This window comes from Cyclobacterium salsum, assembly GCF_010119245.1.
Lineage (GTDB): Bacteria > Bacteroidota > Bacteroidia > Cytophagales > Cyclobacteriaceae > Cyclobacterium > Cyclobacterium salsum.
This window is the reverse complement of sequence record NZ_WNKG01000001.1, coordinates 543214-563816: the sequence shown is the minus strand read 5'-3', so window position 1 is coordinate 563816 and position 20603 is coordinate 543214. Positions and strand designations below refer to the sequence as shown.

Annotated in this window: 16 protein-coding genes and 1 riboswitch; of the genes, 8 read left to right on the top strand and 8 right to left on the bottom strand. The window is 46.3% G+C overall.

The window, feature by feature from the left end; all coding sequences use genetic code 11:
• Positions 1-22: 22 nt before the first annotated feature.
• A complete protein-coding gene (locus GJS45_RS02185) occupies positions 23-2017 on the top strand; it encodes a hypothetical protein (RefSeq protein WP_162339795.1) in 1995 nt (664 codons plus the stop codon).
• Entirely contained in the window at positions 2011-3168 is a 1158-nt protein-coding gene (alr, locus tag GJS45_RS02180; protein WP_162339794.1) for an alanine racemase, read from the top strand. Before GJS45_RS02185 ends, alr begins: the two co-directional genes overlap by 7 nt.
• A 25-nt stretch (positions 3169-3193) precedes the next feature.
• Here the strand turns inward: alr and GJS45_RS02175 are convergent, their stop codons facing one another.
• The 5 genes from GJS45_RS02175 to GJS45_RS02155 form a co-directional block, all read right to left on the bottom strand.
• Positions 3194-4798, bottom strand: coding sequence for an alkaline phosphatase family protein (locus GJS45_RS02175; RefSeq protein ID WP_162339793.1), 1605 nt, complete (start codon positions 4796-4798; stop codon positions 3194-3196).
• Between the two features lie 4 nt (positions 4799-4802).
• Positions 4803-5582 (bottom strand): glycerophosphodiester phosphodiesterase, encoded by a 780-nt coding sequence (locus GJS45_RS02170; RefSeq protein ID WP_162339792.1) that lies wholly within the window; start codon positions 5580-5582, stop codon positions 4803-4805.
• Positions 5583-5713: 131 nt separating this feature from the next.
• Positions 5714-6103, bottom strand: coding sequence for a VOC family protein (locus tag GJS45_RS02165; protein WP_162339950.1), 390 nt, complete (start codon positions 6101-6103; stop codon positions 5714-5716).
• 21 nt (positions 6104-6124) lie between these two features.
• Positions 6125-7180, bottom strand: coding sequence for a homoserine O-acetyltransferase family protein (locus tag GJS45_RS02160; RefSeq protein ID WP_162339791.1), 1056 nt, complete (start codon positions 7178-7180; stop codon positions 6125-6127).
• A 9-nt stretch (positions 7181-7189) separates the two neighbouring features.
• Positions 7190-8494, bottom strand: coding sequence for an O-acetylhomoserine aminocarboxypropyltransferase/cysteine synthase family protein (locus GJS45_RS02155; protein ID WP_162339790.1), 1305 nt, complete (start codon positions 8492-8494; stop codon positions 7190-7192).
• A 190-nt stretch (positions 8495-8684) separates the two neighbouring features.
• A riboswitch (SAM riboswitch) is annotated at positions 8685-8794 on the bottom strand.
• Between the two features lie 124 nt (positions 8795-8918).
• On the opposite strand from GJS45_RS02155, the gene GJS45_RS02150 reads away from it, so the two are divergent.
• The 6 genes from GJS45_RS02150 (at position 8919) to GJS45_RS02125 (ending at position 15856) form a co-directional block, all read left to right on the top strand.
• A complete protein-coding gene (locus GJS45_RS02150) occupies positions 8919-9977 on the top strand; it encodes an acyloxyacyl hydrolase (protein WP_162339789.1) in 1059 nt (352 codons plus the stop codon).
• Between the two features lie 157 nt (positions 9978-10134).
• A complete protein-coding gene (locus tag GJS45_RS02145; RefSeq protein ID WP_162339788.1) occupies positions 10135-11793 on the top strand; it encodes a S8 family peptidase in 1659 nt (552 codons plus the stop codon).
• Positions 11794-11810: 17 nt separating this feature from the next.
• Entirely contained in the window at positions 11811-12977 is a 1167-nt protein-coding gene (locus tag GJS45_RS02140) for a cysteine desulfurase family protein (protein ID WP_162339787.1), read from the top strand.
• Between the two features lie 12 nt (positions 12978-12989).
• A complete protein-coding gene (moaC, locus tag GJS45_RS02135) occupies positions 12990-13475 on the top strand; it encodes a cyclic pyranopterin monophosphate synthase MoaC (RefSeq protein ID WP_162339786.1) in 486 nt (161 codons plus the stop codon).
• Entirely contained in the window at positions 13459-14637 is a 1179-nt protein-coding gene (locus GJS45_RS02130) for an NTP transferase domain-containing protein (RefSeq protein ID WP_162339785.1), read from the top strand. The genes moaC and GJS45_RS02130 overlap by 17 nt, the downstream gene beginning before the upstream one ends.
• Positions 14638-14683: 46 nt before the next feature.
• Positions 14684-15856 carry a THUMP domain-containing class I SAM-dependent RNA methyltransferase gene (locus tag GJS45_RS02125; RefSeq protein WP_162339784.1) on the top strand — a complete coding sequence of 391 codons (1173 nt, stop codon included), beginning with the start codon at positions 14684-14686 and terminating at the stop codon, positions 15854-15856.
• Positions 15857-15958: 102 nt separating this feature from the next.
• Here the strand turns inward: GJS45_RS02125 and GJS45_RS02120 are convergent, their stop codons facing one another.
• The 3 genes from GJS45_RS02120 to GJS45_RS02110 all read right to left on the bottom strand — a co-directional run bounded on the left by GJS45_RS02120 (position 15959) and on the right by GJS45_RS02110 (position 20588).
• Positions 15959-18067, bottom strand: a complete 2109-nt coding sequence (locus GJS45_RS02120) for a M28 family peptidase (protein ID WP_162339783.1) — start codon at positions 18065-18067, stop codon at positions 15959-15961.
• A gap of 2 nt (positions 18068-18069) precedes the next feature.
• The gene (locus GJS45_RS02115; protein ID WP_162339782.1) at positions 18070-19230 is read right to left on the bottom strand and encodes a C40 family peptidase; all 1161 of its coding nucleotides are present in this window, start codon (positions 19228-19230) and stop codon (positions 18070-18072) included.
• A gap of 62 nt (positions 19231-19292) precedes the next feature.
• Positions 19293-20588, bottom strand: coding sequence for an amidohydrolase family protein (locus GJS45_RS02110; RefSeq protein ID WP_162339781.1), 1296 nt, complete (start codon positions 20586-20588; stop codon positions 19293-19295).
• Positions 20589-20603 lie beyond the last annotated feature (15 nt).

The following is a 20603-nucleotide window of genomic DNA, read 5'->3' as shown; positions in this document are numbered from 1 at the left end:
CGAGTTTAATAAATCAGAATATATGCAAGAAGGAGTGATCTCAGAAAGTAACCTGGCATCTTTTGAAGAGTTGTTTGAGAATTATGTGGCGGCGACCCCGCTAACAAAGAGAGAGAAGGCCCAAAAAATCATGGGCCAGTTGGATACCTGGTGCGGCAAGCTGGAAGGCATACGAGAAGTGTATGATAAGGTTCCCGACCTGACCGAGGCGGGAATCTTTAAGGACAGCCCATGGGAACACCCTGGTAAACTGATACCTCAACTGGTAAACGGAACCTACAAAAGTGGGCATCCAAATTCTACCATTGAGCTCCTCAGTGAGTTGAGAATGTTGGCTATATTGGAAGGCAATATCGCTGGTTCTGCGGCTCAGAAGGAAGAAGCCGATAGCTACCTACAGGAAGTTTTGGTTTACAATTTGGAATTTGTTTTTAATGAACCTCAGGAAGAAACCCGGCTGGTAATGAGCGAGCATGAACTTAATAAAGTTCATGCGCTTTTCCAGTTCATTTTGGAGAAGATTGAGTTATCCAAAGTCAAATCCAAATTGGTGGAAGAGTTAACGCTTATTTGTGAACAGCGACCGGTGGTTACCGAAAAGCAACGCAGAATCATTGCGCTGGTAAAGGAAAAAATTGAGTTAAATCCGGAGCATCCTGCAGACATGGAGTTGTTAGCTTTTCAGAGGGCTATTTATAAACCTTCACCTTCCACGGATGGCAAGGATCACGTTTCCTATGGCAAGCTACTCCAGACGATGTCAATCGCATCGCTGGAAAAAGAGGCTAAAGCAATGGGAGACAGCATGCTTCAGTTTGGGCTTGTCAGTACGTATCAGGCCACATTACTATTACATCTGGTGAACAAAGAGTACCACGAGCTGATTCCTGTTTGCCTGGGGTTGAATCCAACCGGTGTTGCCCGGTTTAATGAATTCAAGGATTTCGTCTGTTATTTGATTGTTCAGGTAATTCATCCTTTTAATGCACAATGCATCTTTGGGTTGGCAAAAATGCTTGAAAACGGAATCATTTCCAGGGAAGCCGTAAGGTCGGGACTCTATAATCTGTGTAAGATTACTATTCATCCGGAAGTTACTAACCGCATTTTGAAGTCAACCCGGACTCCACACGAAAAAGTAAGCCCCAAGCAATACCTTATTGGTGCCTTGCTTAGGATACTGGGTCAGCCGCTGGGTGTAGGCCAGGGAAATAACCCTACCTGCCAGAGTGCCCGTGGCATCAGCATGTGGAGTCAGCATGCTCCGGCAAAGCTGATTCACATGGTGCAAACAGCTGCGGTACATAATGACCTGAGCTTTCGATTTGAGGGACAGGAGATTAGCTACTCGACCACTGTGGCCGGACTGGTTCAAAATCTGGATCATCACCTGGATGCCGTTTCGGTCACACTGGTTCCGATGTTGGATAGGGTGTACAATGAAATGATGCGAAGGGCAACAGGAAGAGGAGAAGACCCCCACAAATGGGCCAATCCGGGTTTATACGGGCAATGGATTCAAATAGGCTTTGCCTCTGCTTATGATTACCTGTCCAATGCCATCGTAGACTTTGATGGTTTTATACGGGTATTTTATGCCATGTGTCATCCGCAGTTTAATGGGGGGCATCGGTTGGTATATCCAAATCCGGTGGGCATTTTCATTACTTCCGCCAAAGGAGAAATGCTTGGGTTTCATGCTGTGTCGCTACTCCGGGTAGAGGAAGATCCATCCGGTAACGTTCGGGCTTATTTTCTAAATCCCAATAATGAGGGACGCCAGGACTGGGGACAGGAGATAAAACCCTCTGTCTACGGAAACGGTGAGATTCACGGTGAATCATCCTTGCCGCTTTATCAGTTTGCAGCGAGGGTTTATGCCTTTCACTATAATAATTTGGAGGCTTCCTCCAACATGGATAAAATTCCTCAAGCTGAAGTAGAAAAAGTTAAAAAGATAGCCAAAGATAGCTGGGGGAAATCATATACTTGGCTGGAAATTAAAAAACAATGGTAAAACATTCTTCTAGAATTGAATTAAAACAGAGTGCGTATAAAAGCAATGTTAATTTTATTAGAAAAAAGATAGGTGAAAAACCGATTCTCTCTTCCGTGGTCAAGGCGAATGCCTATGGCCACGGAATTGAGTCTTTTGTTCCCATGGCAGAAAAGTGTGGAATCCATCACTTTTGTGTGGCTTCCTCTTTTGAGGCCGAGCAGGTGTTGAGCGTATGCAAACCCGAGAGTCAAATTTTGATAATGGGGATTATTTATGAAGAGGATTTGGAATGGGCAGTAGCCCACGATATTGCCTTCTTTGTTTACTATTTTGATCGCTTGCCCAAGGCACTGGACGCAGCCAAAAAAGTGGGGAAAAAAGCCAAAATACACCTGGAAGTGGAAACGGGAGCGAATAGAACGGGCATGAACGCTAAGGAATTTCCCAAATCGATTGCTTACCTGAAAAAAAACGAGGAATGGCTGGTGTTTGAAGGGCTTTGTACCCACTTCGGCGGGGCCGAAAGTGTCAGCAATCAGTTTAAAATCGACCGGCAACACAAACGATACAAGGAATTTCTCCGGCAATGCAAAGAGAAAAAATTCATGCCTATACTCCGCCATATCGCCTGTTCCGCTGCTGCTCTCGCCATGAAAGACACGGTTTATGACTTGGTTCGGATAGGTGTGGCGCAGTATGGCTTTTGGCCCAGCCCTGATATCTATTTTTCTCATCTGCACGAAACCAATAAAAAGTCGGACACCTCTTTGAAGCGAATTTTTAGCTGGAAGACAGATGTAATGGATATTCGGGAAGTAGATAAGGGGGAGTTTATCGGATACGGTACTGCCTTTCAGGCTACGCAGAAAATGTCAATAGCGGTGTTACCGTTGGGATATTCCAATGGCTATCCACGAGCCCTTTCCAATAGGGGACAGGTACTTATTCGCGGAAAAAAGGCACCGATCGTAGGCTTGATCAATATGAATTTGTTTATGGTTGACATTAGTCATATCCCCGGAGTCCAGGTGGGGGAGGAAGTGGTGTTGATAGGAAGGCAGAATAATAACGTAATCAACGTTTCCAGTTTTACCAACGTCACCCAATTGCTGAATAATGAAATGCTAAGCCGCTTACCAGCAGCCATTCCCCGAACGGTAGTCCGTTAGCCTCATTAGGCACTCCTACTAAAAATTATTGAAAAAAGGCTTCTGTAATTATTTGTCTGGGAAGATCCGGTCCGGCAAAGGATACTTCCAGCGTTTCTCCGGCAATGTCATCAAAGTAATATACCTCCAGCGGAAAAATGCCAGCTTCCAGGAGAAGACTGGCATTTTTTTCCTTGGCGGAATGTGAGCCATCATTGTCAATAACCTTCTCTCCATTCAAAAACAGCAAACTGCCATCGTCCGATTGTAAAAAGAAAGTGTAGGTACCGGATGTGGGAATGACCAGGTTGGCAGTGTAGTGCAGGGCAAAATGATCCGCTCTATGTGGAATCTCATCGAGGCTGATCTCTGAACTTTTTCCGGAGGCGATGATATCCAGGTTGGCGAAGTCAGGAATCTGGGTGAAGTTTCCTTCCGCATACTTCCAATTCACCTTTCCTGGTTCATTCGAAATTCTGTATTGCTGAATTTCCGGTCTGCTGCTTTGGTTTTCGATCCAGGTTACAGCCGTTACCAGGCTATTTTCAGTAATAGTGAGGGGGCTCTCGAATTTTTTTCCATTGTCGGCAGAAGGTGGCGTGCCATCCAGCGTATACCAAATTTCTGCTTCGGGAGCGTCTACACTGATTTCCAGCGTTAGTTCTTCTTGCTTATATAAGCCGCTTAATGGAGACACGACCGGCATGGGCACGAAGGTACCGGATTTTGCCTTCGGGTCGAATGCCTCCAAAATCGGCCTGCCCACCCCAGCATCAGGAGGGCTGATTCCCAAGGCATAGGCCAAGGTGGGGGCCGCGTCGTACTGGTAACAGGGTTTGTCTACAACCCTGCCTTTTTGAACCCCTTTTCCGTAGAGGATAATGGGAATTTCGAGTTCATCCAAACTGCTGCCTCCATGGCCTTTTCCAATTCCACCATGGTCCCCGGTGATCAGAATCAGGCTTTCCTCCATCAAGTCCGCTTCTTTTAATTTTCCGACAAAATCGCCTATTAAGCTATCATAATGGGATATGGATTGGAAATAAGCCTTGGAGTCGTGCCCGTCCTGATGTCCATAGTGATCTATTTCATCAATATTGATAAAAAGAAAGTCAGGCCTTTCTTCGAAAAAAGCCGCTACCGCTTTGGAAAAGACTTCATCCCCGCTATTTCCGTGAAAAACCTTATCCACTCCTTCCAAATCATACAAGCGCGCAAGCCCACCCCATTCATAGAAAAAATGCATTTTGGATTCGGGAAGCTGCTCGTTTATCCAATTAAAGAGACTGGGATAGATGCCTTTTTCCGTGGCAATCACCGGAGGCCACCGCTGATTATCCAATTCCCAATCGTTGTCATAGACACCGTGTTGAAGCGGGTCGGCTCCGGTAAGCATGGAAGTCCAGTTAGGAGAGCTATTAGTAGGCAAAACCGCACGGGCAAAAGGGGCAATGGCTCCCTCTGCAACCATTTGATTGATATTTGGCGTTTCGGCTTTCTGAAAACCTCGGGAACCAAAGGCATCGAGCCCGATTAAAACCACATGTTTAACCCTTCTTTCCGGAACTTGCTCGTGGCAACTCAGGCAGCAAAGGACAATAAACAAGGCTCCAAGCTGAAACGATAGCCGGTTTAGATCGCTGGCATTCATATTTTTACTTGATCAAAGAAAATAATTTTTCCGGCTCGTCTGTTGTGATGAAGTCAACCTTTTTTTCCAGCAGCCAACGCATGTCTTCCTCTTCGTTGACCGTCCAAGCATTTACCGTTAGTCCTAATTTTTGGGCCGCTTCTATCCATTGTGGGTTTTCTTTAACGGTCCTAATATTGTAGTCAAAACCAAAAAAACCATCATCCTTTAATTCTTGAGGTGTTTTATCTCCGGTAAGGTAAGCGACGTTTGCCTCGGGATCCAATTCCAATACCTTCAGACCGATATCATAGTCAAAGGTGATGTAATCTATCCATTTTTCTGATTTTAGTTTTTTTACCAGCTCCACGGATTTTGTCGCTAATTCCTGCCCTCTATCTTTGGAAATTTGGGAGGGTTTGATTTCAAAAATCAATTTGGTACCGTGTTGAGTCATCCCTTTTTTGATGTACTCCTCGGCCGTTGGTAGTTTCTCCCCGTTAGGAAGGGGCTTTTGCAGGAGTTCGGCATAGGTAGCTTCTTCAATCATCATTCCCTCATGGTCGGCATCATGGTTGGCTACCAATACCCCATCTGCCGTCATCCAAACATCAAATTCCGAACCTTCACAACCCATATCTATTGCTTGCTGAAGGGAGGCTAATGAATTTTGTGGGTGGGGGGCCGCTTTCCACGCACCCCGATGAGCAATGACTTTATTGGTATGGAATTTCATGTTTTGGGCTTGGCTGTGCAGTAAACTTACCACCGTCACTAGAAAGGTAAGGAGTATTTTTTGTACCATGGATGTATTAAAAGTTTTATGCAATATTCTAAAAGAAAAGGGAATGAGCAATGTTTCTTTGTGAAGAAAGCATTAAAAAACGATTATATACAAGGTAATCTCACCGGTTGAGGCTCTTGGATTGGCCGGTTTTATTCCCAAATACCTTCCGGAACGATCTCAAGCACATGGCCGAAAGGGTCTTCAAAGTAGAAACTCTGCCTGCCGGAACCCCAGTCCTGCTCATGGGTGATGGCAATCCCTTTTCCGGTTACCTGTTTAAGGGTCGCCTGGTAATCGTCCTGCTTTACTTCAAAGGCAATATGTTGTTTCCCATGGGCATAGTGCGGAGGCAAGGTGGTTTCATTTTGAGTGATTTCAGGTAGAAAACATAACAAAACGGTATCCCCACACCGAAAAAAGACGTGTCTGCCTTCGACTTTTGAAATGACCGGCATCTCAAGCAACCCCTGATAAAATGCCAGAGCCTTGTCCAGGTCATCGATATACAGGCAAGTCTCTTTGATTCGAGTATAGGGGATCATAGTTGTATTTTTTGCCGGTCAGGAGTTGTTTTCCAAATAAAACGATTGCAAGATGTATTGTAACTGCTCGTACTCAATCAAAAAGGCATCGTGCCCATAGACCGATTTGATTTCCCGGTAGGTTCCTTTGGCTACATGGCGGGAAATATACCTGGATTCTTCACAGGTAAACAATACGTCCGTATCTACCCCAATGGATAAGACCCGACATTGGATGCGTGCCAGGGCATTGGCGGTTCCTCCCCGGGCCCGACCCAAATCATGGCTATCCATTGCTTTGGATAATATCCAATAGGAGAGGGCATTAAAGCGATTGGCTAGTTTTTGTCCCTGATAGCGCAGGTAACTACTGATTTTGAAATGATCTCTTTTTTCTTCGGTTTCACTTTGGCTTTGAATGAACGTCTCCGGGTGACGATAACTGAGCATGCCAATGGCTCGCGCGGTTTCCAGCCCTTTTTTTCCGGCAGCATGATGCTCCCGTCCCCAGGTTTCATCGGATTCTATGGCCATGCGTTGAGTCTCATTAAAGCCAATAATCCAGGGGGATGCCTTGGCATTAGAGGCGATGATGATGGCATTTTCCAGCCGGTTTTCCAGCGAAAAAGCCCATTCCAAGGCAACCTGACCACCTAGTGAACCTCCAATCACCGTATTTATTTTCTCCAGACCGAGGTGGATGCGTAACCGGTCCAGAGACGCTGCGATATCTCTGGTCGTAAGATTTGGGAAATCATAATAATAGGGTTTCCCTGTTTCCGGACGGTTGCTTAGCGGGTGGGTGGATCCATAACAGGATCCCAGGTAGTTTGCGCAAATGATGAAATAGTTTGCAGGGTCGTAAAATTTATCTTCTCCCACCAGGCCAGCCCACCATTCCTGAGGGTTGGCATCACCGGTAAGTGCGTGCAGGATCCAGATTACATTGTCTTTTTTTCCGTTGAGTTGTCCCTGGGTAGTGAAACTCAACTGAAATTCAGGCAATACTTCTCCGGATTCCAATGGGAGGGCTTCCTTGCAATAGAAAATGTCTCGGGTCATTTCAATAGACAAATGCGGCGATTGAAGGTTCATTTGATGCAATTAAAGGTTATCAAAAGCAGTGCTGAGATCTGCCTTCAGGTCATCCACATGTTCTATTCCACAGGAAATTCTAAGCATGGTCGGCGTGACACCCGCCGCAAGCTGGGCTTCTTCGGAAAGCTGCTGGTGCGTGGTAGCCGCGGGTTGTATAATCAGGGTTTTGGCATCCCCGACGTTTGCCAGGTGGGAAATTAATTCCAAGCTGCTGATAAATTTGGAAGCAGACTCTTTATCTCCCGTCAACTCAAAGCTCAAGACTCCACCGTAACCATGTGGAAGGTATTTTTTAGCCTGTTCATGATAGGGACTGGAAGGTAATCCGGGGTAATTTACTTTTTTTACTTTGGGGTGTTTGTCCAGCCATTTCGCCAATTCAAGGGCATTATCTACGGTTCGCTGTACTCGCAGCGACAAGGTTTCCAGGCCTTGTAGTAGTAAGAAGGAATTGAACGGGCTTATGGCCGGCCCAAAATCCCGTAGGCCTTCCACTCTTGCCCGGATGGCGAAAGCCACGTTGGGCATTCCGAGCGGGTTGTTATCTCCAAAAGTTTCCCAGAAATTTAATCCGTGATATCCTTCCGAAGGCTCGGAGAATTGAGGGAATTTACCATTGCCCCAGTTGTAATTTCCGCCATCTACAAGGATGCCTCCTATGGAAGTTCCGTGTCCGCCTATCCATTTGGTGGCCGAGGAGGTCACGATATTGGCTCCGTGTTTGATTGGCTGGCATAAGTAGCCTCCGGCCCCAAAGGTGTTGTCCACCACTAGCGGTATATTGTATTTTTTGGCGACCTTGGCGACGGCTTCAAAATCAGGAACATTAAATTCCGGATTACCGATGGTTTCCACGTAGATCGCTTTTGTCTTATCGTCAATTTTCGCCTCCAGATCCGCTGCTTTGTCCGAATCTGCAAAGCGGGCTTCGATACCGATCCGCTTGAAGGATACTTTGAACTGGTTGTAGGTACCCCCGTATAAGAAAGGAGAGGTTACAAAATTGTCACCGACAGTCAGGAAGTTATTTAGGGCCAGGAACTGCGCGGCTTGTCCGGATGCGGTGGCGACAGCAGCTACCCCACCTTCAAGTGCGGCCACTCTTTTTTCAAATACATCGGTAGTCGGATTCATAATCCGGGTATAGATGTTGCCAAATTCCTTTAGCGCAAACAAATTGGCTCCATGTTCGGCGGAATTGAAAACGTAAGAAGTGGTTTGGTAAATGGGTACTGCCCTCGAATTGGTGGTAGGATCGGCTTCCTGACCGGCATGGATTTGCAATGTTTCGAAACGATACGCTTTTGACATGATTGTTGTGTTTTAGGTTTATTTTTACAATGTACAGATTGATATGAAATGCTTAAACGAATAGCAGCCGTAAATTAAAAACGCATGCAACAACTCCTGGTGAAATCACACACAGGATAGTAAAAGTGTTGAAGAAATTTTGTTGAAATTTTACCCTTTAATAGAATGTGAAATGAATTCATCTTTACAGAATTTATATTCCCAGACGGAACCATTCACATCTGGCAGGAATTGGCACCTTGGATTTTCCAGGTTGCCAGAGGGTCTTCGAGCCTGTCTCTTACCTCTTCTCTATAAATCCTTATACTTTAAAAAAGTTAAAGGATGGCACAAAATAAGCGGACAATGGTATCTTTTCCAATTGATTTAGCGTATTTTTTTCTTTATTTGAAACAATATCCCAGATATTCAGTGAGATAAACAAATGGAACAACTGAGATGGATTGCTTTTATTACTCTGATGGGTATTGCAGTAGGGCCAACTGTCATCGGTCAGACGTTACGGAAGGCAAGCCTGGAAGGACAGAATAGCTGGATTATTCCCCATTCGGCGGAGCTGGTATCCATTTCCCAATACAGCCCCAGGGGATTTCGGCTCTCCTATGAAAAACTATCCCTGGAAAAAGCTTCCTGGGAAAATTGCAATTGTTTTTACTTCTGGGGGGCAGAATTGGGCTTTACCGACTTTAATAATCCCAGGGTATTGGGAAATGCCTTTTTATTATCCGGTTTTTTTGAACCCATACTTTGGCAAAGCCCTCCCTGGCGGCTTGGCCTTCGTACAAAGCTTGGAGTTAGCTATCTCAGTAATGTGTACGATCCCGACTCCAATCCTGAAAATACTTTTTTTAGCAGCCGCATCAGCTTTTTATTGTCAGTAGCTCCAAAACTCTCCTATCATCTGTCAGATACCTGGGAGCTTTTTCTGTCCGGGCATTATAATCACATATCCAATGGTGGACAAAGCCAGCCCAACCGGGGGATGAATTTCCCGGGCATCGGAATCGGGGCATCGTATTGGTTATCAAGATCCGAATTTCCGATCTTTGAAAAACCTCCGCTTAGCCACCATTTTTCGGTCATCCTGGAAACCATTGGTACTTTTAGAGACAATCCTGATGGTGAAGGTAGGGTACCGGCGATGGGTGTCTCTGTGGACATCATGCATAGCCTAACCCGGCTCAATAGCCTGGGGGCAGGGGCAGAATTTTTCTGGGATCAATCGCTGAAAACGGATGCAAGCAGCACGGGATTAGTCCCGGCAGTTTTTCTGTCTCATCATCTGATTTTTGGTAGGTTTGATTTTAATCAACGCATGGGACATTACCTGGTTAAACCTGAAAATATAGGACAAAAACGCCAGTTTTTTCAGCGATATGGCTTGACCTATCGGTTCCCGGGAGGCTTCCTGCTGGGAGGAGATTTGAAAGCACATGGGCATGTCGCAGAGAACATCGGATTGCGGTTGGGGTGGGTTTTTTAAGTGTTTTTAATACCAAACAAAAGGTTTTCTTGCCGTAAACATTTTTCCCTTTTTGATTCAAATGGGATCTTTAATAACTTTCATTCGTTATTGATAGGGTAACTACAGGGATTTACTGTCAATTTTAACATTTCATTTCTATATCATACACTAATTTATGAGAATCATTTTAAGGAATTCTTTTTGGACCCTTCTTGCAGGGATCTGTTTTGGTATCATTTTCACCTCATCCGGGGAAACGGATCTTACCTATCACAAAGACAGTCTCAAAACACCTGAAAATTGGTTCCTCCTGGACCCCATTGAAGATGGCTATTTGGGTACTGGAGCCACCAAAGCTCACGAAAAACTATTGCAAGATAAATCTCCGAAACGAACCGTCGTCGTAGCGGTAATCGATTCGGGAATAGACATTATTCATGAGGACCTAAAGGACAATATTTGGACTAATCCCGGAGAAATTCCAGGGAATGGAATAGATGACGATGGGAATGGCTACATCGATGATGTGCATGGCTGGAATTTTATCGGAGGAGCAGATGGTTCGCATGTGGATGAAGATTCGCACGAACTTACACGGGAATACATCCGGCTGAAGGCCATCTATGAAGATATGGCAGCGGAAGATGTAAAGAGAAGAAATAGAGAAGAGTATGCCTACTGGCAGCGCGTGAGCGAAAACTTCGAAGAAACCAAGAAAGAGGCCCAAATGAATTATAACATGTATTCCAATATGTTGGAGGGGTTTTCCAAAATGGCCGAATTGGTAAAAGAAGAATTTGAAGTAGCTGATTTTAAATTGGTGGATCTGAAGGAAATGGAATCAGAGGAGGAAGAGGTGAAAAATGCACTGGAAATGCTTTCTCAGTTGTTTTCTATGGTTAATTTGCAAGACCCAGGTGTGAACGAGATTTTAGATGTTTTTAGGGAAGCGGCAGAGCTTTTTGAAGTGCAGGCCAATTATGCCTATAATACCGATTTTAATCCCCGGGATATTGTGGGAGACGATCCAAAAGATTATAGAGAGAAATATTACGGAAACAACGACCCTACCGGGCCGGATCCTACCCATGGAACGCACGTAGCAGGAATCATCGGTGCCAAAAGAGGAAATGATCTGGGAATCGATGGTATTGCTGAGCACGTATTGATCATGCCGGTCAGGGCGGTGCCCAACGGGGATGAGCGAGATAAGGACGTAGCCAATGCGATCCGGTATGCCGTCGATAATGGAGCTCATATTATTAATATGAGTTTTGGCAAGTCCTACTCTCCCGGAAAAAGATACGTGGACAAAGCGGTTAAATACGCAAGAAGAAAAGGGGTATTGTTAATCCATGCCGCTGGAAACAGTTCCAAGGAAGTCAATCCGGACAACAATTTCCCCAACCGGTATTACGATCGAAGGGGAGAATCTGATTCCTGGCTGGAAGTAGGTGCCTCCTCCGCTATTGACACGGAAAATATACCGGCACAATTTTCTAATTTCAGCAAGAAAGCAGTAGATCTATTTGCTCCCGGCGTAGATATCTATTCCACCGTCCCTGGCTCGGAGTACGACACCATCAGCGGCACCAGTATGGCTGCCCCCACTGTGGCCGGAGTAGCTGCTATGATTTGGGCTTATTATCCCGATTTGAAACCAAAGGAGATGAGACAAGTATTGATCAATTCAGTGTATAAACCGACCACCGAGAACGTACAGTTACCCGGGAAGGATGAAATGGTTGGATTCGACTCTCTTAGCTATACCGGAGGTGTTGTGAATGCTTATGAAGCGCTGAAACTGGCATCTTCCCTAAGCAAATACGAATAAAAACGAGCAATCGCTGCATGAAGTATCCCATCTACCTGGACTACAATGCGACGACCCCCTGTCATCCCGCCGTAGTGGAGGAAATGCTGCCCTTTTTCTCGGAGCATTTTGGTAATCCCTCCAGCGGTCAGCATCCCTTTGGCTGGGTAGCAGAAGAGGCAGTGGAAGTGGCCAGGGAGCAGGTGGCTGGTCTGATCGGTGCGGCCCCCAAGGAAATTATCTTTACCAGCGGTGCCACCGAGGCCATCAATTTAGCCTTAAGGGGAGCAGTTGCTGGCCTGAAATCAAAGGGTAATCACCTGATTACCCTCGAAACCGAACACAAGGCGGTACTGGATACCATGCAGGTGCTGGAAAAACAAGGCTTTGAGGTTACCTATCTTCCCGTACAAACGGATGGAGCCGTATCACTGAACCTGCTAAAAAAGACCATTAAAGCCGAAACGATATTGGTGGCTGCTATGCTGGCCAATAATGAAACCGGTTACCTGCATCCTGTCAAAGAAATGGCAGCGATTGCCAGGGAGAGGGGAATTCTTTTTTTTACCGATGCTGTTCAGGCAGTCGGAAAAATACCGGTAGATGTGAAAGCGTTGGGCATAGACATGCTGGCACTTTCCGGACATAAAATGTATGGACCAAAAGGAGTGGGAGCCCTTTACCTAAGGAAATCCAAGCCGGGAATAGGGCTGGATTCCCAAATTACTGGAGGTGGACAGGAAACCGGAAGGCGTAGTGGAACGCTGAATGTTCCGGGAATCGTGGGATTGGGGAAAGCGGCTGAAATAGCCCGACAAGAATTTCCGACTGACGCTTTAAAGTTAGCTGAGCTCAGGGATAAATTGGAAAAGGAACTACTCTCCATCGAAGGAGCTCACCTAAATGGTAGCAGCGACTCCCGTCTGCCCCACGTCTGCAACATTTCGTTTCGTGGTGTTTCGGGTAAACCGTTTTTAATTCGAATTAATAAGCACCTGGCGGTAAGCTCGGGCTCTGCCTGTAGTAGCATTACCGACAAACCCTCCCATGTGCTTCGGGCCATGGGTTTGGATTCCGAAACAGCTGTTGCTACCTTGAGACTCTCTTTGGGGAAATCAACGACGGAGAAGGATGTGGACGTTGCGATTGATTTTATAACGGAAACCCACCAAAAAATGAAAAAAGGGAACCCTTCGGGAATCTGAAAGATACAAACCATGAGTGATAACGAATTTTCTCATCTGGATAAAAAAACCGGGCTTCCGGCAATGGTAGATGTGGGAGAAAAGGCCCAGACGCAGCGACTGGCAATTGCCTCCTGCCGGGTAGTTTTGGGCAAGCAAATTCTGCAACAATTAACCGAAGGGACAGAGTTGATGACCAAAAAGGGCCCTGTATTTCAAACCGCCATTATTGCAGGCACCATGGGAGCAAAAAAAACAGCGGAATTAATACCCTTGTGTCATCCGTTGGGAATGGATGATTGCAAAGTGACCGTAGATGTACTCAATGATTCGGAGGTAATCGTCCGTTGCAGTACCAAGGTTACGGGAAAAACCGGCGTGGAAATGGAAGCCCTGACCGGTGTTTCGGTGGCGGCCTTGACCATCTATGACATGTGCAAAGCAATGTCTCATGATATCGTTATTCAAGATATAAAATTGGAAGAAAAAAAAGGAGGAAAGCGTGACTTCAAACGGTAAACACCAAAAGCATGCCTCGCTGGCCCGACCCAGCTACGGAGATTACGGAAGAGTTGAATTAGGTGTCTTAGGCACTTCCTGTGCTCAGATCCAGGAACTCGCCGGTAAGCTTATCCGGAACCTCTGTCCTGGCTTGGGCCTGGTCTATGTGGACGCAGATCACAAAGAAGGAGACCAGTTGAAGGAGGGCAAGGGCCAACCGGATAGTTTGATGCAAACCCCAGGCGTAATCGAATACCGGGATAAAATCGTCTTCCAGCGGTTGGACAGGCGGCTGGAGGATACCACTGTATTTGAACAAAGGGAATGGTTTAACCGGCAGGACTTGGTCCTGATTAATGCTAACCATTTTAAGGCACTCAACCAGGTACTGGTCATAGATCCGGGGAAACCCATGGATAAGAAATTGCATAAGTTAACCACTGTAAGCCTGATCCTGTTAAAGAAGGGTGTGACGGAAATACCCGATGCAGTTAAGGAACACCTTGGGGATTGGCAATCCATACCTGTGTTGCCCTTCGAGGATGTAGCCAAAATCACCGATTTTGTGGTAGGTTTTTTAAAATCCCAAATTCCCAGGGTAAATGGCCTGGTACTTATAGGAGGGAAAAGTACCCGGATGGGTCGGGACAAATCTGATTTGGCTTATCACGGGCAAAGCCAAAAGGACCACATGTTGGAATTAGTCAGGCCTTTTTGTCAGGAAGCTTTTCTTTCCTGTAATCCGGCTCAGGCCAAAGACCTGGCGAATAATTATCCGGTGATTGCAGATAAAATACTGGATCTGGGGCCCTTTGGGGGCTTAGTGTCGGCATTTATGGAAAAGCCGGAATCGGCCTGGATGACGGTGGCTTGTGATTTGCCTTTTCTTACAGAAAACACCTTGTCCCATTTGCTTGCACACCGAAATCCTTCCAAACTGGCCACTGCCTTTCTGGACCCCAAAGGGGAATTTCCTGAACCCCTGATTACCCTGTGGGAACCTCGGGCATATCCGGTCTTGCTGCGTTTTTTGAGTCAGGGATACAGTTGTCCCCGAAAAGTCCTGATCAATTCAGCCATTGAATTGCTACACGCTCCCGATACCGGAGAATTCAGAAACGTCAATCATCCGGAAGAGCACCGTGCTGCCCTGGATGCACTGGGAACAACCAAAAACTAAACCGCAGTACCGGGTTTATGAATACTATTTGCGGTATATTTGCTTTATGATAGATTTTGAGAAGGCGGGCAGGCTGGTGGTGACCTGCTACGATCGAAATGCCCCATTTTTAGAAGCGGAATTGATTGAATTGGGTTTTGCACCCTCGGGGGTGTTTCGGACCCATGTGGAACTGACCGGAAGTCTGAACGATTGCATTTTTCTTAATATGCATTTGCGAACGGCCAGCCACGTGCTATATGAAATACATTCTTTTGCTTTGGATCATGTAGAGCATCTGTATAAAGTGGTTAAAGACCTTCCCTGGGAAGATTTCATTGATACGGACGGTTATTTTTCGGTCATCAGCAATGTCAAACACGATTCGGTAGACAATCCCCTTTTTGTAAATGTAAAAATTAAGGATGCCATTGCCGACCGTTTTCGGGAGAAATTTGGCCTAAGACCTGATTCCGGTTCCAGTTTAAACGAAGCAGTGTTTCAATTTTTCTGGAAAGGGGAGGAGGCTAGTTTGTATATCAATACCAGCGGCGATACGCTAATCAAACATGGATACAGGAAAATACCTGGAGCAGCTCCCATGATGGAGTCACTGGTGTCGGCATGCCTGTTAGCTTCAAACTGGGACAGAAAAAGTCCGTTTGTCAACCCCATGTGCGGTTCGGGGACCGTAGCCATCGAGGCGGCATTGATGGCTACTGATCGCTTTCCAGGCTTATACAGAGATGACTATGCCCTGATGTACATCAAAGGCTATGATGCGGGGGTCTATTACGCACTGAAGGAAAAACTGCAGGCGAAGATCAAACCAGCTGAAAACATAATCCTGCTGGCATCGGATATTAGTGAGCGGGCCATTAGTGCCAGTAGGGAAAATGCGCGGTTTGCCGGGGTGGAAGATTTGATTCAGTTTGAGGTATGTGATTTTCGGGAAACAACTCTCCCCGACACCGAAAAGGGCATTCTTTTCTTGAATCCCGAATACGGGGAGCGACTAGGGGACACGGAAATCCTGGAAGAAACCTATCGGGAAATCGGTGATTTTATGAAAAAGCGTTGCCCAGGCTATACCGGGCTTGTTTTTACCGGTAATTTGGATTTGGGTAAAAAAATAGGATTAAAGCCCAAGCGGAGGATTCCCTTTTACAATGGCACGATTGATTGCCGCTTGCTGGTTTTTGAATTGTATCGGGGAAGCAGGGTGCCGGGAAAAGATTAATTTTTCGCGATGTTCCAATGTGCGCTAAAAGTAACTACCTATAGGAGATTCTTTTCGCCAACGTTTTAACGGGAGTCTACAAAAGGGGTCGTTTACCCCTTCCTAGTCATTTTCCAATTCTGCCCCGATACGCTGTAGGCTCTTTATTAATTGTTGAATAGCCGCTTCGTATTGTTGATCCAATTTTTCAAAATTTGTAGTGGATTCATTCGAAATTTCGTACTGAATGGCAGGTAACATCCAGGAAGCATAGCCACTATATGGGTCTGTGGAAGCATACAAGGACTTGTACCAATTTCCGAAGGGCATGCCTTCCTTTAGCAGAAAGCTTTTTTCCAGGCGTAACAATTCGCTGTTAACCCGGGAGATCACTGCGGAACTCAACGACTCTTTTTCCAGCCCGTCCTTAATCTTTGTTTCCGTCTCTTTACCGACAGCATCCAGTTTTTCCAGGGCTTGTTTTGTAGCTGTAAAGCCCTCAAAATCCGGAGTATACTCTGCAATACCGGAATGTGCATTTGCCAGATGCATGGTAAGATCTTTTTCGTATCGGCTTAAATCATAGGGAATCAGCGTAGCATTAGCCAATCTCAGTGCCATGATACCAGCCCATTGGGCAATGGTTCCTCCCATCTGAAAGCTGGGATCCGAAAAATGCTCGTAAAAATAAAAATCATCGTAGTTGGTATGGTATAGCGTGGGACCACCTGCGCCGCCGCTAAGGGAAGGAATGCCCGTATGCATGTAGAAGGCGATATGATCCGACCCTCCTCCCAGATTTCCAATCCTTGGCTCCTCCTGGTTTCCTTTCCACACCTCGTAAACGGATTTGGATGAATCCGGGTAGCTTACCTCCTGGGCCGCATCTACCATGACTTTTTTTAAACTTGGTGCGGCGGAGCCTCCGATGTTTCTTCCAGATACGCCGGCATCAAAATTCAGATAGGCCACTGCTTTCGCGCCCAATTCTTCTTTCATTTGCTCTACCCATTCGGTCGATCCGATTACTCCATGCTCCTCACCGTCCCAGTGGGCGATCAGGATGGAGCGTTTGGGGCGCTTTCCCTCCCGGGCGAGCCGACCCAGGGCTTCGCTAAGGGTCAGCAACATGGAAGTCCCGCTGTTTGGGTCGGTGGCTCCAAATGCCCAAGCATCGTAATGACATCCTAAAATGATCCATTCATCGGGATAGGTACTTCCTCTCAGGGTGCCTACTACATTGTAAATAGGTACTAAACCAATGGGTTGATCCACCATCAGCCTAACGGTGAGTTGGGGCCCACCTTCCAGGCGATAGGTGAAGGGCAATCCTCCCTGCCAGCCCGCAGGAACAGGCTTTCCATTCATTTGGCTCAATATTTTTGCTGCCTCTCCATAGGGGATGGGGGTCACGGGAATGGTATGTATTTGCGTCTCTTCAGGGTCCAACCTGTTTATTTTTGTTTTTCCTGCTACCGGCAGCGCGGGCTCGAAAGGGGTTAGCGGATCGCCGGTAAAGCTTTCTGTCAGCAGAGAGCCCCTTTGTATGGCACTCTCGTTGTAGAAGGGGCCATCCGGATACACCAGCCCTTTGGTAAAGCCACTGTCTTCGGGATCGGTATAAATGATCAATCCGGCTGCGCCATATTCTTCGGCAAATTTCGCTTTATAGCCCCTGAAGTTCTGACCATAGCGGGCGATGACGAGTTTACCTTTCAAATCAATCCCCAGGGAGGTCAGTTTCTCAAAATCGGCTTTGGTTCCGTAATTGGCATAAACTACCTCAGCGGTTACGTCACCGGATCCGGAAAAGGCATTCCAACCTTTTTTGAGTTCCGGATGCCTGGAAAAGGTATCTGCTTCCAGGATGTATTCCTGTTGATTCAAAGGGTTGCGTTTTGGAGTAACTATTTCTACCCGGGAGCGGCCGGGGTCATTAGGCAGGTAAACATCGTAAGGATATAATTTGGTTTGCCAACCTGCGGCATCCATGACTTCGACCATATAGTCTCTCACGTCTTCGTTTGCCTTGGTTCCGGCGATATGGGGATGTCGGGTAATGGTGGCCAAATGGGTTTTGAAGCTCGCAAAATCGACGGATTCCATAAAATGTTCCTCCAGTTCGTTCTGAGCCTTGCTGTCGATGGAAGAAAATCCATCGAGGCGTTCCACTTGTGAATATCCCCATGCCGTATTAAAAAAAATGGCATAAATTAACGCTAATTTCTTCATGGTTAATTAAGAATTTGGTTGACAGATACAATTCGCTCGGTTGGGTTCTGGCGAATTCGCTTGGTCCGGAGGTAACGGCCCAACTCATAGGCATCGTAATTTTCGTCATTTGGATCAAAGCTACTGATCCGTACCCTGCCTCTGGAATGGATAAATTGGTTATCTCCAATCCACATGCCCACATGAACCACTCGTTCCCGACTGTTTTCAGTGGCGGGAACGCCAAAGAATAATAAATCTCCGATCTCTAAATTCTTCCAATTTTTATCGCTGTCGATCAGTTCGCCTTCCAGGATTTGCTGGGAAGCGTCTCTGGGAATCACCATCCCATTTAGGAAGTAGATGGTTTTTGTAAAACCGCTGCAATCCATGCCCTTAGGCGAGGTACCTCCCCAGAGGTAAGGGGAACCCATCATCCGTTTTGCCGTTTGGACCAAAGAGGTATCATCAGTACTCCGACTGTTTATCCAATCTTCGTACGGAACGGCCATATCAGCGGCAATAAATCCCGTTCTTCCATCCGGTAATACAACCTGATAGCCCTGCGGAAACCGTTCAACTATTTCCAATACATTGCCAGCCGTGATATCGCTTACAATACCTTCTTGATTTTTATCCGTGTAGACATTACCAATCATCTCGGTGACCACCACCTTTTCCTTACCCATCCAGTCATCCAGGGATTTTTGGTCGATGGGGACTATGGCAGCTGCATCTACCCATGAAATGTAATCATCCGGGGTTTGAACCAGGTACCAGGAACCCGATTCCTTCAGGATATTCAATGGAGTGCCCATCAAGGCTTGCGTGGCCAGTTCCGCCGAATGCTTGGGCTCACTACGAATATTTGCCACGGAATTGGTGACCAAAGCAAAGGTGGCTTCACCCAATCCGGATTCGGGTAGCAGGGTAATGCTGTCTTTAAAAGGTAGGTTATCAGCGGCGAGTTTTTGTAAAAGTGCCTGGTGGGCTTCGGGTAAATTGGTTTCTCCTGCCAGCGTTCCCTTTTCCCAGTAAATATCAAACAGTGCAATTCGCTTATCCGGCGCAAAATCCGCTCTGGTGGAATCGATGATGGATTGAACCCTTTCCTCTTGCATGGGTGCCTGGCAAGAGAAGAATATCAAAACAAGGACAATGGATAACAAAAACAAATTTTTCATAAAATTACCTTAATAATTTAATCAAATGTAACTAAAAAGGGACAATTAGTGAAAAAATTGCATCAATTCTCCGGCTTCATTTCCCGGTCTAAAAATTCCTGGTATAACCGGATATGCCGGTTGGTCATGGGGATTTTATATCCATCAATGAATACCTGGTGTATTTGGGTTTTAGGTTCGAAGGGATCGCCATCGGCAAGGAATAAGGTGGCATTTTTGCCCACCTCAAGGGATCCCAATTTGTCCGCTACATTAAATAGCTCTGCAGGGTGTAGCGTGATCGCTTTCAGTGCTTCTTCTGTTCCCATTCCATACGCAGCGGCAAAACCTGCATGAAAAGGAAGGTTTCGTACATTTTCGGTATCCTGAGTTCGGATCGTCACTTTCACGCCAGCTTTTTGCAGGACAGAAGCATTGGCATAGGACGAGTCATAGGCATTTGACTTCCTCGAAGGCAAAGCCAAAACAGGTCCTGTTATTACTGGGATACCTGCTTCGGCCAGTTTTTCGGCCACTTTCCAGCCTTCGGCGACTCCTGTAAGGACGAGATCGATTTCCTTGTCTTTCACCCATTCAAGGGCACTTAAGATGTCCTTAGCAGCATTTACTTCAATAAATAGCGGTAGTTCTCCGCTCACCACCCTGGCAAGGTGAGCCATTTCCGGGTAATAGTCAACTTCACCTCCTTTTTCCTGAATTTGGTGGTAGGTACTCGCCTTTTCCCAAATAGCATCGATTTCTTCCAATGCTTTTTCTGCTTCTTTTTGAATGGTTTCAGCAGACCGGCTATCATAGCCACCTGCTTTTGCCGCCGAGGGAAAATTCATTAATACGGCACGGAAACCGGCATCCATCTGATCGGGTGTGTACCCGTTCAACTGGATCAGTGCAGCGGTTCCCGGGAAATAACCACCCCGAGGTTGCGTAAGCACAGTGGTGACACCACTTACCCGAGTGACGGGTATGGCCACAGCATTGGGATTGACAGCTGTCAGCGCTTGCATCTGCGGAGTTACTTTGCCCAGTTCCATATAATCCTGCGTCTCCGGAAGGGAGTTGACTTCCACCAGTCCAAGACTGGTACCACTGTCAATAAATCCCGGATAAAGGCGTTTGCCAGTACAATCGATAACCAGGTGATTTTCCTCCGGCAATCCTTTGCCTATGGCGGCTATTTTACCGTCTTGAATCAATAGATCAGTTCCTTCCAGTATTTCTGAGGAGACGGTGTATATACGAGCATTCTTCAAAAGAAAATCTCCCTTGAACGCCTTGATTACTTCACCGTCAATTTGTGCATAGAGGGGTAGATGGAGTAATAGCAGGGAAAGGAATAGTATGGATATTTTATTTTTCATGGTTAAACTAGCAGG